Annotated in this window: 14 protein-coding genes; 7 read left to right on the plus strand and 7 right to left on the minus strand. The window is 76.5% G+C overall.

The genetic code is table 11. The features are described from left to right. Positions 1 to 193: 193 nt before the first annotated feature. Complete coding sequence (locus tag WCS02_RS10695; protein WP_340292881.1) at positions 194 to 1,177, minus strand: NAD-dependent epimerase/dehydratase family protein; 984 nt, start codon at positions 1,175 to 1,177, stop codon at positions 194 to 196. Positions 1,178 to 1,370: 193 nt separating this feature from the next. Between WCS02_RS10695 and WCS02_RS10700 the strand changes: the two genes are divergently transcribed. Then, a complete protein-coding gene (locus WCS02_RS10700) occupies positions 1,371 to 1,544 on the plus strand; it encodes a CsbD family protein (protein ID WP_340292883.1) in 174 nt (57 codons plus the stop codon). A gap of 92 nt (positions 1,545 to 1,636) precedes the next feature. On the opposite strand, the gene hppD is transcribed toward WCS02_RS10700, so the two are convergent. Next, positions 1,637 to 2,785, minus strand: coding sequence for a 4-hydroxyphenylpyruvate dioxygenase (gene hppD, locus WCS02_RS10705; protein WP_340292903.1), 1,149 nt, complete (start codon positions 2,783 to 2,785; stop codon positions 1,637 to 1,639). Positions 2,786 to 2,968: 183 nt separating this feature from the next. Between hppD and WCS02_RS10710 the strand changes: the two genes are divergently transcribed. Further along, positions 2,969 to 3,490: an Lrp/AsnC family transcriptional regulator gene (locus WCS02_RS10710; RefSeq protein ID WP_340292885.1), complete on the plus strand. Its 522-nt coding sequence runs from the start codon at positions 2,969 to 2,971 to the stop codon at positions 3,488 to 3,490. Between the two features lie 39 nt (positions 3,491 to 3,529). Here WCS02_RS10710 and WCS02_RS10715 read toward each other — a convergent pair whose 3' ends face one another. Further along, complete coding sequence (locus WCS02_RS10715; protein WP_340292887.1) at positions 3,530 to 4,372, minus strand: DUF1206 domain-containing protein; 843 nt, start codon at positions 4,370 to 4,372, stop codon at positions 3,530 to 3,532. 92 nt (positions 4,373 to 4,464) lie between these two features. Next, positions 4,465 to 5,169 carry a metal-dependent transcriptional regulator gene (locus WCS02_RS10720; protein WP_376983512.1) on the minus strand — a complete coding sequence of 235 codons (705 nt, stop codon included), beginning with the start codon at positions 5,167 to 5,169 and terminating at the stop codon, positions 4,465 to 4,467. Between the two features lie 147 nt (positions 5,170 to 5,316). On the opposite strand from WCS02_RS10720, the gene WCS02_RS10725 reads away from it, so the two are divergent. The 5 genes from WCS02_RS10725 (at position 5,317) to WCS02_RS10745 (ending at position 10,673) form a co-directional block, all read left to right on the plus strand. Next, positions 5,317 to 6,396: a FecCD family ABC transporter permease gene (locus WCS02_RS10725; protein ID WP_340292891.1), complete on the plus strand. Its 1,080-nt coding sequence runs from the start codon at positions 5,317 to 5,319 to the stop codon at positions 6,394 to 6,396. A 5-nt stretch (positions 6,397 to 6,401) separates the two neighbouring features. Then, positions 6,402 to 7,523 carry a FecCD family ABC transporter permease gene (locus tag WCS02_RS10730; protein WP_340292893.1) on the plus strand — a complete coding sequence of 374 codons (1,122 nt, stop codon included), beginning with the start codon at positions 6,402 to 6,404 and terminating at the stop codon, positions 7,521 to 7,523. After that, a complete protein-coding gene (locus tag WCS02_RS10735; RefSeq protein WP_376983514.1) occupies positions 7,523 to 8,431 on the plus strand; it encodes an ABC transporter ATP-binding protein in 909 nt (302 codons plus the stop codon). The genes WCS02_RS10730 and WCS02_RS10735 overlap by 1 nt, the downstream gene beginning before the upstream one ends. Further along, positions 8,428 to 9,381: a hypothetical protein gene (locus WCS02_RS10740; RefSeq protein ID WP_340292895.1), complete on the plus strand. Its 954-nt coding sequence runs from the start codon at positions 8,428 to 8,430 to the stop codon at positions 9,379 to 9,381. Before WCS02_RS10735 ends, WCS02_RS10740 begins: the two co-directional genes overlap by 4 nt. 110 nt (positions 9,382 to 9,491) lie before the next feature. After that, positions 9,492 to 10,673 carry a PP2C family protein-serine/threonine phosphatase gene (locus tag WCS02_RS10745; RefSeq protein ID WP_340292897.1) on the plus strand — a complete coding sequence of 394 codons (1,182 nt, stop codon included), beginning with the start codon at positions 9,492 to 9,494 and terminating at the stop codon, positions 10,671 to 10,673. On the opposite strand, the gene WCS02_RS10750 is transcribed toward WCS02_RS10745, so the two are convergent. The 3 genes from WCS02_RS10750 to WCS02_RS10760 all read right to left on the minus strand — a co-directional run bounded on the left by WCS02_RS10750 (position 10,633) and on the right by WCS02_RS10760 (position 14,069). Next, the gene (locus WCS02_RS10750; protein ID WP_340292899.1) at positions 10,633 to 11,271 is read right to left on the minus strand and encodes a TMEM165/GDT1 family protein; all 639 of its coding nucleotides are present in this window, start codon (positions 11,269 to 11,271) and stop codon (positions 10,633 to 10,635) included. The two genes, WCS02_RS10745 and WCS02_RS10750, sit on opposite strands and share 41 nt — an antisense overlap. 223 nt (positions 11,272 to 11,494) lie before the next feature. Beyond that, positions 11,495 to 13,291 carry an ABC transporter ATP-binding protein gene (locus tag WCS02_RS10755; protein ID WP_340292901.1) on the minus strand — a complete coding sequence of 599 codons (1,797 nt, stop codon included), beginning with the start codon at positions 13,289 to 13,291 and terminating at the stop codon, positions 11,495 to 11,497. A 67-nt stretch (positions 13,292 to 13,358) separates the two neighbouring features. After that, positions 13,359 to 14,069: a class F sortase gene (locus WCS02_RS10760; RefSeq protein ID WP_340292908.1), complete on the minus strand. Its 711-nt coding sequence runs from the start codon at positions 14,067 to 14,069 to the stop codon at positions 13,359 to 13,361. Positions 14,070 to 14,116: the final 47 nt, after the last annotated feature.

The raw sequence follows: 14,116 nt of genomic DNA on the forward strand, positions 1-14,116 counted from the left end.
GCCGGCCCGTGCGGGCCCGGGCACGCGGGGCGGCAGCGGCCGGGAGCTGGGCGGCCGGCTCGTCCGGAACCGGCAGCACCGGCTCCCAGGGGTGGATCGTCCTCACGGACGGACGCTAGGACCGCCGGTCAGGCCAGCGGGCGGGTTCCGCGCCGACCGGTACGAACGGACGAGCCCACGCGGACGAGCCGGCTCAGGCGACGTCGCCGCCCAGGCGCACGAGCGGCTCGCGCAGGTCGACGACGACACCGGTCCCGGTCCGGCCCGCGTCGGCGACCGAGAGCCCGAGCCGTGCCAACCCCTGCTCGAGCGCCACCGCCGGCGACCAGCCGGGCGGGAGGTCGGCCGGTGCGGCGGTCCGCCCGGCCGGCGACGGCGCGGGGGAGCCCGCGGTCGCCTCGGACGGGGTGCGGGCGACCCGGAGGCGACGGTCGCGCACCCGGTAGGACGTGCCGGTCGCCTCGGCGACGGCCTGCGCCAGCTCGACCGTGCGGTGCCCGACGGCGGGGGCCACGCGGAACCGGCCCGAGACGGGACCCCGGACCACGGCGAGCAGGCCGGCGACGGCGTCGTCGACGAAGCACACGGCGTGCTCCGCCCCGTCGTGGCCGTCGACCACGACGACCCCGTCGGTCCGGGCCTGGTCGAGCATCCGGGACAGCACGCCGGTGCGGCCGGCGGGCATCCCCGGGCCGTAGCACTCGGCCACCTGCACGACGACGGTCTCGACGTCGTGGGCGGTGCGGAACCCGTCGGCCAGGGCCTCGTCGGCGGCGAGCCGGGAGGCGTTGCCGGGCAGGGAGGCGATGACCAGGCGGGCCCCGTCCACGCGGGCGGCGTGCAGGGCGGCCAGCGTCTCCAGCGCGGGCTCGCTCTGGCCGCGCAGGCTGACCTCGCGCGGGCCGGCCGCCAGGTGCACGACGACGTCCGCGCCGCAGCCCGTGGCGCCGTGACCGAGGCCGGTCTCGTCGTCGGGGTCCAGGCGGACGACGCGATCGCCGGCCTCGACGAGCGCGCGGGCCAGGGCGTCGGCGACCCAGCAGCGGCTGCCGACGAGCGCGACGACCAGCGGGCCGGGGCGGCGGACGCTGTCCAGGGAGGTGACGCCGGCGTACCCGGCCGGTGCCGTGCGGCCGTGCCGTGCCGTGCGGGCAGGCCCGCGGTGCCGTGCGCTCATGTCCTGTCCTCGTCCCGACCGTCCTCGGTCGCCTCTCGCGTGCCGTGCACCCCGTCGTGCCCGCCCACCCGTCGTGCTGCCGTGCTGTCGTGCCTCGTGGTCGATGTGTCGTGCGTCGGGAGCGGGGGTACCCACTTGCTGCTCGACCACACGCGGTCCCGGCCACCGGGCCCGCCCACACCGAGGAGGCACCGTGTCGGACGCAGACAAGGCCGAGAACACCGTCGACAAGCTGGCCGGCAAGGCCAAGGAGGGCCTGGGTCGCGCGACGGACGACGAGCGCCTCGAGGCCGAGGGCCGTGGCCAGCAGTCCTCCGCCGACCTCAAGCAGGCCGGCGAGAAGATCAAGGACGTCTTCAAGAACTGACGCCCCCCCCGCCGACGGCCCGCCCCCTACCGGGGAGCGGGCCGTCGGTGCGTCCGGGGCCGGACCGGGCCGAACAGGGGCAGGGTGCGGGGTCAGAAGTTGCCGCGGCGCTCCTGCTCGCGCTCGATCGCCTCGAACAGCGCCTGGAAGTTGCCCTTGCCGAAGCCGAGGGAGCCGTGGCGCTCGATGATCTCGAAGAACAGCGTCGGCCGGTCGCCCAGCGGCTTGGTGAAGATCTGCAGCAGGTACCCGTCCTCGTCGCGGTCGACGAGGATCCCGCGGCGCTGCAGCTCCTCGACCGGCACCCGGACCTCGCCGATGCGGGCGCGCAGCGACGGGTCCGTGTAGTACGAGTCCGGGGTGTCGAGGAACTGCACGCCCGCGGCCCGCAGCCGGTCGACGGCGGCGAGGATGTCGTCGGTGGCCAGCGCCAGGTGCTGCGCGCCGGGGCCGCGGTAGAACTCGAGGTACTCGTCGATCTGGCTGCGCTTCTTGCCGACGGCCGGCTCGTTGAGGGGGAACTTCACGCGGTGGTCGCCCGAGGCGACGACCTTGCTCATCAGCGCCGAGTACTCCGTGGCGATGTCGTCGCCGACGAACTCGGCCATGTTCGTGAAGCCCATGACGCGGTTGTAGAAGTCGACCCAGGTGTCCATCCGGCCGAGCTCGACGTTGCCGACCACGTGGTCGAGCGCCCGGAACACCTGGGCGCCCTGGGCGGGCGAGGTGCGCGCCACGAAGCCCGGCAGGTACGGCCCGGAGTACCGGGACCGGTCGACGAGGGTGTGCACCGTGTCGCCGTAGGTGGCGATCGCCGCGGTGCGCACGGTGCCGTGCTCGTCGCTGGTCTCGTGCGGCTCGACGACGACGGTGGCGCCCTGGGCGCGCGCGTGCGCGACGCAGCGGTCGACGTCCGGGACCTCGAGCGCGATGTCCATGACGCCGTCGCCGTGGGCGCGGTGGTGGTCGGCGACCGTGCTGTCCGGGTCGACCGCGCCCCTGAGGACGAAGCGGACGGCGCCGGTGGTGAGGACGAAGGCGTGGTGGTCGCGGTTGCCCGTCTCCGGACCGGAGTAGGCGACCAGCTCCATGCCGAACACGTGCTGGTAGAACATCGCCGCCTGGGTGGCGTTGCCGCACGCCCACACCACGGCGTCCCAGCCGCTGACGGGGAACGGGTCGTGGGCGGCGTCGTGCTCGACGAGGCCGACGAGCTGCTGCAGGGTCGCCGCGTCCAGCATGGCCAGGCGCTCGGCGTCGGTGAGGGTCTGCTCCAGGGTCACGGGGGGCTCCTTCGCTCCGGGGGTGACGTCGGACGGGTCGCGTCCGGCCAGCAGCACACCACCTGCCCGACCTGCTGCACGAGCGGCGCCCCCTGCCGTGGTCCGGGCGTACAGTCCGCCGAGCAGCAGGGCCGTCCTGCTGTGCTGCGAGCACACCTGGAGGCCCCGGTGGAGATGGACGCCCTCGACGTCGCCCTCCTGGAGGCGCTCGTCGACCAGCCGCGAGCCGGGGCGCTGGAGCTGTCGCGCACCCTCGGAGTCGCGCGGGCCACCGTCCAGGCGCGGGTCCAGCGGCTCGAGGAGGCCGGGGTCGTCACCGGGTACGGCCCGGACGTCGACGTCACCGCGGCCGGGTTCGGCGTGCGGGCCTTCGTCCAGCTCGAGATCGCCCAGGGCGGGCTGGAGCAGGCGACGGCCGACCTCGCCGCCGTCCCCGGCATCGTCGAGGCCTACGCGGTCACCGGCGTGGGCGACGTCATGTGCACCGTGGCGGCGGCATCGCACGAGGGGCTGCAGGAGACGCTGCTCGCCATCAGCCGCTCGTCGGTGGTGGCCCGGTCGACGAGCGTCGTCGTGCTGTCCACCGTCGTCGCGCCGCGGGTGCTGCCGCTGCTGCGCTCGGTGCCGCGGGCGTGGCCGCCCCGGGCCAACCCGCCGCGCTGAGCAGCGGGCCGTACCGGGCAGAGCGGGGAACCGGGAGGCTCAGCCGCGCCCGAAGCCCACGGCGTCGCCCGCGCTGCGTGCCCGGGCCAGGCAGTACACGCCGAACAGCGCGAAGCCGAGCCCGATGGCGGCGATGAGGTACTGCCCGCCCGGTGCGTCGCGCAGCGCGGTCACGCCCTCGTCGAGGCCGCCGGCCTGCTCGCTGTCGGCCCGCACCGCCGCGAGCAGGAACAGCACGCCGATCGAGCCGTACGCCACGCCCTTGGCGGGGTAGCCGACGCGGCCGGACCAGTCGACGACCTGGCGGGCGCGGCGCGACAGGTCGAGCGTCTCCACGTCCTCCATGTACTTCCGGGTCAGGCCCTTGTAGACGTGGTACCCGGCCACGACGAGGATCCCGACGGCGACGAGGCCCACCAGCACGCGACCCAGCGGCAGCTGCAGCAGCCGGCCGGTCAGCGTCTCCTCGCTGCTCCCGCCGCCCCCGCCGCCGCCCACGGCGAAGCGCCACGCGGCCACTGCGACCACCCCGTAGCCGACCGCCTTGCCCGTGGCCTTGAGCCGGCCCTTCGTGCCGTCGTCGTCCGGGTCGAGGACCGCCTCGACGAGCTGCCAGAGGCTGAGCAGGGTGAGGCCCACCGCGACCACCCAGATGACGACCATGCCGAACGGCTGGTCGGCGAGGGTCTGCATCGCCCCGCTCGTCGAAGCCTCCTCGCCGCCGCCGCCGCCGAAGGCGAGGTTCCAGAACAGCACCGCCAGGGCGACGTGGAACACCCCGTAGACGACGTAGCCGTAGCGGCCGACCCGCTGGAGCAGGTCGACCTCGTCGCTGTCCTTGGCGTCCTCGATCTCCTCGCGCGCGCGGTCGCCTGCTGCCATGCGGCGAACAGTAGGGGCGGCGACCGGCGCGGGCACCCGGGACAGCGCGTCCGGGGCGGGCCGCCGTCCCCGCAGGGTCCGGCGTCGCCCCGTCAGCCCAGGGGGTGCAGCAGGACGTGACGCGTCGTGGGCTCCACCAGGCGGACCGGGTTGGCGCCCGGACGGCCGACCAGGCGGGCGCCGTCCTCGGCCACCGTCACCTCGACCTCGCCTCCGGCCACGACGCCGGCCTCGACCAGGGCCACGAGCAGCGCGCGCGGGCTCTGGGCGGGCTCGCCGAGCCGGACGACCCGGGCCCGGGTGCCGTCCGGCACGTCGGACAGGGCGCGCTGCCCCGGCGCCAGGCCGGTGGCCTCGTCGACGGCGGGGGTGCCGTCGGCGTGGCCGGGGATGGGGTTGCCGAACGGGGACACCGACGGGTCGCCGAGCAGGCTGACGATCCGGGCCTCGACGCGGTCGGAGACCACGTGCTCCCAGCGGCAGGCCTCCTCGTGCGCGTGGTCGAGCTCCAGGCCGATGACGTCGACGAGGAGCCGCTCGACGACGCGGTGCTTGCGCAGCACGGCCGTGGCGATCCGGCGGCCCTCGTCGGTGAGCTGGAGCCGGCGGTCGTCGGTGAGGTCGACGAGACCGTCGCGGTGCATCCGGGCGACGGTCTGGGAGACCGTGGGGCCGGAGTGGCCGAGCGCCTCGACGATGCGGGCCCTCATGGGGACGACCCCGTCCTCCTCCATCTCGAGCACGGTGCGCAGATACATCTCCGTCGTGTCGATCAGGTCGTGGCTCACGGTCGTCATTCTGCCTGTCGCCTGCACGTTCGCCACCCTCCCCCGGCTTAGGTTAGCCTCACCACCACAGCACACCGGGGTGCGGTGTTATTCCGGCTCCACCCGCACACCCCGCACGGCGACGCCGGGCCGGGTCCGACAGGACGAGGGAGACCCGTGGCCACGACGACGGCGCCGCGCGCGACCCCCGTCGTGACGTCCGCGGGTGCCGTCGCCGGGAGGGCCGGGGTGCTCCGCCGCCCCACGGGCCGGCTGCTCGGTCTGCTCGGCGCGCTCGTGTTCCTGGGCCTGCTGGCCCTGGTGAGCCTCGCGGTCGGCTCCCGCCCGGTCGCCCTGGTCGACGTGGTGCAGTCGTTCACCGCCTTCGACCCCACGTCGGAGGAGCACCTCGTCGTCCGCTCGCTGCGCGTGCCGCGGACGGTCATGGCCGTCATGGTGGGTGTCGCGCTCGGCCTGGCCGGGGCGCTCATGCAGGGGCTCACCCGCAACCCGCTCGCCGACCCCGGCATCCTCGGCGTGAGCGCCGGGGCCGCCCTGGCGGTCGTGCTGGCGATCTTCGTGCTCGGCGTCGGCAGCCTCACCGGCTACGTCTGGGCGGCCTTCGCCGGGGCCGCGGTCACGTCGGTCGCCGTGTACCTGCTGGGGGCGACCGGCCGCGACGGCGCCACCCCCGTCACGCTCGCGCTCGCGGGGGCGGCCGTCACGGCGTTCCTCACCTCGCTGACCACGGCCGTGCTGCTGCTGGACGTCGCCACGCTGGACGTCTACCGGTTCTGGGCCGTCGGGTCCGTCGCCGGCCGCGACCTCACCGTCGCCGCCCAGGTCGCGCCCTTCCTCCTCGTCGGGACCGTCGTCGCGCTGGCGTCCGGGCGCTCGCTCAACGCCCTGTCGATGGGCGACGACGTGGCCCGCTCGCTCGGGGCGCGCGTCGGTCTCACCCGGGTGGTCGCGGCGGTCGCGGTCGTCCTCCTCGTCGGCGGCGCCACGGCGGCCGCCGGCCCCATCGCCTTCGTCGGGCTCACGGTCCCGCACGTCGCGCGCGCCATCACGGGCCCGGACTACCGCTGGGTGCTGGCGTGGTCGGCGGTGCTCGCGCCGGTGCTGCTCGTGGTCGCCGACGTCCTCGGCCGCGTGGTCGCGCCCCCCGGCGAGCTGCAGGTCGGGCTCGTCACGGCCGTCATCGGCGCCCCGTTCTTCATCGCCCTGGTCCGCCGTCGTGGCCTGGCGCAGGTGTGAGCGGGATGACCACGCTGACCAGCCCGGCCGCCGCCGCCCCGGCCCCCCGCCGTCCCGCCGCCGGGCCCCCGCCGGAGGCGCTCGCGCTCGTGCGCCGCAGCCGGACCACCGGGCGGGCCCGAGCCGTCGTCGTCTCCACCGGGCTGGCGCTGGCGTGCGTGGCCGTGTTCGCCGTCTCGCTCACCCTCGGGGACTTCCGGCTGCCGCTGCGCGAGGTGCTCCCCGCGGTGGTCGGGCGCGGCGGGCCGGACGCCGACTTCGTCGTCACCACGCTGCGGCTGCCCCGTGCGGTGACCGGCGTGCTCGTCGGCGCGCTGTTCGGCCTGTCGGGGGCGGTGTTCCAGAGCCTGGCGCGGAACCCCCTGGCCAGCCCCGACATCATCGGCATCACCGCCGGGTCCACCACGGCCGCGGTCCTCGTCATCGTGTCCGGGACCACCGTCGGCGGTACCGCCGGTGCCCTGCTCGCAGGGGTGCCGACGCCGGTCGCGGCGTTCGCCGGCGGCCTGGTGAGCACCACGCTGGTGTACCTGCTCGCCTACCGCGGCGGGCTGTCGGCCTACCGGCTCGTGCTCGTCGGCATCGGGGTGGCCGCGGTCTGCACCTCGCTCACCCAGTGGCTGCTCACCCGCGCCGAGATCTACGACGTCCAGCAGGCCACGGTGTGGCTGACCGGCTCGCTCAACGGCCGCGGCTGGGACGACGTCCGGGTCCTCGCGGTCGCGGCGGCCGTCCTCGTCCCCGCGGTGCTCGCGCTCGCCCGGCCGCTGCGAGCCCTGCAGCTGGGCGACGACACCGCCCGCGGCACCGGTGTCCCCGTCGAGCGGACCCGCGCACTGCTCGTCCTCGTCGGGGTGGGGCTCGCCTCGTCGGCCACCGCGGTGGCCGGGCCCGTGTCGTTCGTCGCCTTCCTCGCCGCACCGCTGGCCCGCCGCCTCGTGCGGGCCCCCCTCACGCTCGTCCCGGCCGCCCTGGCCGGGTCCCTCCTCGTGCTCGTCGCGGACCTCGTCGCGCGCACCGCCTTCGGCACCACCGAGCTGCCGGTGGGCATCGTCACCGGGCTCGTCGGGGCCCCCTACCTGCTGTGGCTGCTCACGCGCGCCAACCGCGTCGGAAGGACCGGCTGATGTCGATCATGGAACGCCCCCGGACCGCCGCCCCCGCCCTCCCCGTCGCTGCTGCCGCCCCTCGTGCCGCCGCCGCGGGCCCGGCCGGGGCCGCCGGCAGCCGGCTGGGCGCGGAGGACCTGCGCCTGGGCTACGACGACCGCGAGGTGGTCCGCGGGCTCACCCTCGCGGTCCCGACCGGCGCCGTGACGTGCGTCGTCGGCGCCAACGCGTGCGGCAAGTCGACCCTGCTGCGCGGGCTCGCGCGCCTGCTGCCCGCCCGTGACGGCCGGGTCGTGCTCGACGGCCACGACATCCGGAAGCTGCGCACCCGCGAGGTCGCCGCCCGGCTCGGGATCCTGCCGCAGTCGCCCACCGCCCCCGACGGCATCACCGTGGCCGACCTGGTGTCCCGCGGCCGCTACCCGCACCAGACCTGGCTGCGGCAGTGGGGCAGCGAGGACGAGGCCGCGGTGGCCGGCGCCATGGTCGCCACCGGGACGCTCGAGCTCGCCGCCCGCCCCGTGGACGAGCTGTCCGGCGGGCAGCGGCAGCGGGTGTGGATCGCGATGGCCCTGGCGCAGGGCACCGACCTGCTCCTGCTCGACGAGCCGACGACGTTCCTCGACCTCGCCCACCAGGTCGAGGTGCTGGACCTGCTCGCCGACCTCAACGAGACCGACGGGCGCACGGTCGTCCTCGTCCTGCACGACCTCAACCAGGCCGCCCGCTACGCCGACCACCTCCTCGCCATGAAGGACGGCGTCGTCGTCGCCGAGGGCCCCCCGGCCGACGTGGTGACCGAGGGGATGGTGGCGGAGGTCTTCGGGCTGGCGTGCCGGGTGGTCCCCGACCCCGTGACCGGGACGCCGATGGTGGTCCCGCTCGGCCGGAGCGGTCGCCGCGGCGTCGCCGGCGGTGCCGCGTGAGCGCCGTGCTCGCCGCCCGGCCCCTGCTGGTCGCGGCCACGCCCGCGGAGTTCCTCGCCACGCACCTGGAGCAGCACGCGGCGGTCCACGAGGGCGGCGTCGACACCAGCGGGCACGCCTGGGTGGGGGAGACCGAGGTGCTCGGCGAGGACGCCGCGTTCCTGCGGGCGGCCCACCGGCGCATCCTCGACACCGACGGCGGCACGCCGCAGATGGCGGCCAAGTGGCTCGTCGGCTGGGCCGCGGGCACCGTCGCCGACGCCGTGGGCTTCGTGCTCGGCACGGGCGGGGCCGGCGTGCTGGTCGACACCGCGCCGCTGCGGTGGCGGCTGCACCCGGGCGGCTGGGTGGACCGGGTGCGGCTCGACGGCTGCACGGTCGTCGTCCCGCCGGGCCACCCGTGGGCCGGCCAGCCCGGCGTCGAGGTCGTCGCCGACGAGGCCGAGCTCGTGGTCCGCACCGTCGACGCGCTCGTCCGGGCCGTCCGCCCCGTGGTGGACGCGGTCCGCGGCATCGGCCGGGTGGGTGCGCGCAGCCTGTGGGCCGAGGTCGCCGACGCCATCGCCCTGAGCCCCACCTACCAGCCGCACCTGCCGGTCCGCGACGACGTCGTCGAGCGGCTCCGCACCGCGGTGACCGCCCCGGGCGCCCCGTGGCGGGTCAGCCCGAGCGTCCGCACCGCCACCGCGCCGTGGGGCCCGGTCTACCTCGGGCAGAAGGCCGGCTGCTGCCTGGCCTACCAGCGCCCCGAGCCGGAGCCCACCCCGGACGCCGACCTCACCGACGCCATGCGCGAGTACTACGCCCTGTTCCCGCCGGAGACCGGCGCGGCGCGGGTGTGCACGACCTGCTCGCTGCGCGACCCGCAGGGCTGCGCCGACCGCCAGATGTGGTGGCTCGGGCAGCAGGTCTCGGCTGCCGTGCCGGCCGCCCCGACCGACGAGGGCTGAGCGCCCGGCCCGGCCCGCCCCGCCGCCCGGTGTGGCAGGGTCGGGCAGGGGCCGCGGTCGACGGGGCAGGCCCCGGCGGGGGCGCGCAGCCCCGGGGAGGGGGAGCGGCGGTGGCGACGACGAGCCCGTGGACGGCCGACCGGACGGCGGCGACGCGCCCGCTCATGGCGTTCCTGCTGCCCGTCCTCCTCATGGCCGTCGTCCTGCTCGCCGACCAGATCGAGGGGCCGAAGACCGCCTTCGTCGGGGTGCTGGTGTCCGCGCCGCTGCTGGCCGCGGTGCTGGGCCCGCCCCGGACCGTGGTCCTCGTCGCGGTCGTCACGCTGCTCGCGGCCGGGGCCTTCGGGCTGGTGGCGGACGACGGCTTCGTCTGGGCGCAGGCCACCCGGCTCGGCATCATCGCGCTGCTCAGCGTGGTGGCCGTCGTCGCGGCCGTCGAGCGGGTCCGCGCGGAGCGGCGCCTCGCCGACGCCGACCGGGTCGTGGCGGCCGTCACCGAGGCCATCATCCGGCCGCTGCCGCCGAGCGTCGGCGGGGTGGGCCTGGCCAGCCGCTACCTGGGCGCCGACGCCGAGGCGCACGTCGGCGGGGACTTCTACGAGGTCCTCGACACCCCGCACGGGGTCCGCGTCGTCATGGGCGACGTCCGCGGGAAGGGGCTGTCCGCGGTGCGGATGGCCAACTACGTGCTCGGGGCCTTCCGCGCCGCGGCCCGCCGGGACGCCTCCCTCACCGACGTGGTCGCCCTGCTCGAGGACGTCGTCGCCACCGAGGGCAGCGCCGAGGACTTCGTCACCGCCGTGGTCCTCGAGGTGCGCGACGGCACCGTGCACGGGGTGTCGTGCGGGCACCCGCCGCCCGTCCTGCTCGACGGCGGCGCCCCGCGCGACGCCGTGCTGCCGGTCGACGTCCCGCTGGGTCTCGGGGCCGGAGGGACCGCCCCGGCCGCCCTGCCGCCGGGGACCTCGGGCCTGCTGCTGCACAGCGACGGGCTGACCGAGGCGCGCCGGCCGGGCGGTCCGTTCCTGGACCTCGACCAGGTGCTGCGGGACCTGTCCGGCGCCCGCGGGGACCGGCTGCTGGGCGGGCTGGTCGAGGCGGTCCGCGACCACGTCGGCGGACGCCTGCGCGACGACGTCGCCCTGCTGTGGCTCGACGTGGGCGCGGTCACGGCGCCGCGCGGGCCTGCAGGCGAGGACGCCGAGGACGCCGAGGACGCGTCGCGCCCGGGGGAGCTGGAGCCCGCCGCGCTCAGAACGGGACGGCGACCCCTGCCACCTGCAGCCCGCTGAGGACGGCCAGCAGCAGGCACACCACGGCGCCGGTCATCCGGACGGCGCGCAGCGGGAGCCGGGAGGCCAGCGTGGCCCCGAGGGTCGCCGCCAGGCCGGCCACGCACAGCAGCGCCGCCCACGAGCCGACGAACACCGACACGGGGTCGGCGCTGCGGGCGGCGAGCCCCGCGGTGAACAGCTGGCTGAGGTCGCCCCACTCCGCGACGAACAGCACGAGGAAGCTCGTCGTCGCCGCGCGGAGGAACGGGGTCCGGCGGTCGGCCGCGGCCGCCTCGGCCGCCTCCTCCTCGTCCATCCCCTCGCCCTGGCGCGCGTCCCGGTAGAGCACCACGGCGCCGACCAGGAACAGCACGGTCGCCGCGGCGGCGACCAGCGTCTCCGGCAGGCGCGAGAGCAGCCCGCCCGCGGCCACCGCGATGGCGCACTGCACGCCGAACGCCAGGCCGACGCCGACCCACGCCGCGAGGGGGCGGAAGCGGGAGGACAGCACGAGCGTCGCCACGAAGGTCTTGTCCGGCAGCTCGAGGAGCAGCAGCGGGACGAAGGCGCTGAGCGCGACCGCGAGGTCGACCGCCGGCAGGGACAGGTCGGGCACGAGGGCCCCTTCCGGGCGCAGGACCGGGGCGCGGGGGCCTCGGCACCGCGCCACGTCGTGCCGGGCAGGGCCCGGCGTCGGATGACGGTGCCGAAGGTCTCGCCCACCTCGCTGCACGAGGCCCACCGACCGGGCTGCGGGGGCGTCTGCGACGCGTCCTGCGGCCAGCATGTCGACCGGTGGCGTGAGGGCTACTCCCCTTCGCTGCGGACCAGGGTACCCGTCACCGGGGGGCCAGGGCGGCGCCCGTCTGGATCGCCCACATCGCGGCGTAGGCGCCCCCGGCGGCGACGAGCTCGTCGTGGCTGCCGCTCTCGGCCACCCGGCCGCCGTCGAGCACCCAGATCCGGTCGGCGTCGCGGACCGTGGACAGCCGGTGGGCGACCATGAGGGCGCTGCGCCCCTGCGTCACGCGGACCATCGAGCGCTGGATCGCGGCCTCGGTCTCGTTGTCCACGGCGGACGTCGCCTCGTCCAGGACGAGCAGCGCCGGGTCCCGGAGGATGGCGCGGGCCAGCGCGAGCCGCTGCCGCTGGCCCCCGGACAGCGTCACCCCGCGCTCGCCGACGAGGGTGCCGTAGCCGTCGGCGAGCTGCTGGACGAAGCCGTCGGCCTCGGCGGCGACCGCGGCGGCACGGACCTGGTCGTCGGTGGCGTCGGGGCGGCCGTAGGCGATGTTGTCGCGCACGCTGCCGCGGAACAGGAACACGTCCTGGCTGACGTAGCCGATCGCGCCGCGCAGGGCCTCCCAGCCGAGCGTGCGCACGTCGGTGCCGTCGAGCAGGACCTGGCCGGAGCGCGGGTCCTGGAACCGGAGCACGAGGCGCAGCAGGGTCGACTTGCCGGCGCCGGTGGGCCCGACCACGGCGTGCACCTCGCCCGGGGGGACCACGAGGTCGATGCCGGCGAGCACGTCCGGGCCGTCGGCGTAGCCGGCGTGGACCCCGCGCAGCTCGACGCCGCCGCGCGCCGGGCCCGGCAGGGTCCCGGTGCCGGGGACGACGGTCGCCTCCTCGTCCAGCAGCGCGAGCACGCGGCGGGCCGAGGCCATGCCGCGCTGGTACAGGTCGAGCGTCTCGCCCACCCGGGTCAGCGGCCACAGCAGCCGCTGCGTCATGAAGACGAGCACCGAGTACAGCCCGACCTCGAGGCGGCCCTCGAGCGCGGCCCAGCCGCCGACCAGCAGCGTCGTGGTGAAGCCGGCGAGGATCGCCATGCGGATGAGCGGTACGAACGCGGCCGAGCTTCGGATGGCGCGCGTGTTGGCGGCGCGGTACTCCAGCGAGGCGGCGGCGACCCGGTCGAGCTCGCGCTGCTCGGCGGTGAAGGCCTTGATCGTGGGCAAGCCGCCCAGGTTGGCCGCGAGGGTGCCGTTGAGCACCGACACCGACTCGCGCACCCGCGCGTACAGCGGCTCCAGGCGGCGCTGGAACACCAGCGACCCCGCGACGATGACGGGGATGGGGGCGAACGCCAGCAGCGTGAGCTCCCACGAGCTCACCGCGAAGACGGCCCCGACGAGGACGACGTTGACGACCAGGCCGATGATCGTCGGCGCCCCGACGTCGAGGAACCGCTCGAGCTGGTTGACGTCGTCGTTGAGGACGGCCAGCGTGCCGCCGGTGGTCCGGGCCTCGTGCCAGCCGACGTCGAGGGACTGGACGTGGCCGTACGCCTCCACCCGCATGTCGTGCTCGACCGCCTGCGCCAGGCCCCGCCACAGCACCTGGGCGGCGTAGTCGCTCGCGGACTCCAGCACCCAGACCACGACGTTGAGGGCGGCCAGCCAGCCGAGCTGCGCGAACCGGTCCTCGACGCCGAGCACGCCGGCGACGAACGAGTCGCCGCCGCGGACGACCACGTCGATCGCCGCGCCGATGATGAGCTCCGGCATGACGTCCATGACCTTGTTCACCACGGACATGACGACCGCCAGGACCAGCCGGGGCCGGTAGGCGCGGTAGCGGGACCAGAGCTCGGTCAGCGGGTGGTGCCTGGCCGGCACGGCGGGAGCGCTCACCGGTCGAGGATCCCACCTGACGGCCCGGGGGCCCGCGCGGCCGGGTGCCGGGCGGTCGGCCACCGGGTCAGGGCGCGGGGACCGCGTAGACGACGACATTGTCCTCGTACGCGCCGGCCTGCCGGTCGAACTCGCCGCCGCAGGTGACCAGGCGCAGCACGGGCGCGGGGGCCGGGCCGTACACGCGCGCGGTGGGGAAGGCGTCCTTGTCGTAGCGCTCGACCCCGGTGACGACGAACCGGGCGGTGGTGCCGTCGTCGAGGTCGACCTCGACCGCGTCGCCGGGGCCGAGCTCGGACAGCCGGGTGAAGACGGCGACGCCGTCGGCGGAGTCGACGTGGCCGGCGAGCACGGCGGGCCCGGTCCGTCCGGGGACGGCGCTGCCGGTGAGCCAGCCCGCCTCGTCCGGGTCTGCGGGGACCTCGACGGACCCGTCGGGCTGGATGCCCAGGCGGACGAGCGGCTCGTCGAGCCCGATGGCGGGCACGCGGAGCGCGGCCGGGGTCACCGCGGCGGCGACCGGGGCCGGGGCTGCCGGGGCTGCCGGGGCTGCCGGGGCTGCTGTCGACGCTGGGGGGACGGCGGGTGCAGGCGGTCCGTCCGGTCCAGCGCCGGCCGGCGGGGTGCTGTCCTGCGGTCCGGCCCGGGAGGGCACAGCCCTGTCGGCCGCCGTGACGACCGGGGGACGTGCAGCGCCGACGTCCGACTCCGGGCGCACGGCCTGGACGGCGACCGTGGCCGCCACGACCGCGGCGGCGGCCACCGCGACCACGCCCACGACCGAACGCCGGGCCGGTCGCGCCGGCCCCGGGGGCGTCGACCCCG

This window comes from Aquipuribacter hungaricus (genome assembly GCF_037860755.1).
Classification (GTDB): domain Bacteria; phylum Actinomycetota; class Actinomycetes; order Actinomycetales; family JBBAYJ01; genus Aquipuribacter; species Aquipuribacter hungaricus.

What these genes read in the sequence shown, in the direction of transcription:
- WCS02_RS10715 (WP_340292887.1), bottom strand. Translation starts at nt 4,372, where the DNA reads ATGGCAGCAGGCGACCGCGCGCGCGAGGAGATCGAGGACGCCAAGGAC.
- WCS02_RS10730 (WP_340292893.1), top strand. Translation starts at nt 6,402, where the DNA reads ATGACCACGCTGACCAGCCCGGCCGCCGCCGCCCCGGCCCCCCGCCGT.
- WCS02_RS10720 (WP_376983512.1), bottom strand. Translation starts at nt 5,169, where the DNA reads ATGACGACCGTGAGCCACGACCTGATCGACACGACGGAGATGTATCTG.
- WCS02_RS10735 (WP_376983514.1), top strand. Translation starts at nt 7,523, where the DNA reads ATGTCGATCATGGAACGCCCCCGGACCGCCGCCCCCGCCCTCCCCGTC.
- hppD (WP_340292903.1), bottom strand. Translation starts at nt 2,785, where the DNA reads ATGCTGGACGCGGCGACCCTGCAGCAGCTCGTCGGCCTCGTCGAGCAC.
- WCS02_RS10695 (WP_340292881.1), bottom strand. Translation starts at nt 1,177, where the DNA reads ATGAGCGCACGGCACCGCGGGCCTGCCCGCACGGCACGGCACGGCCGC.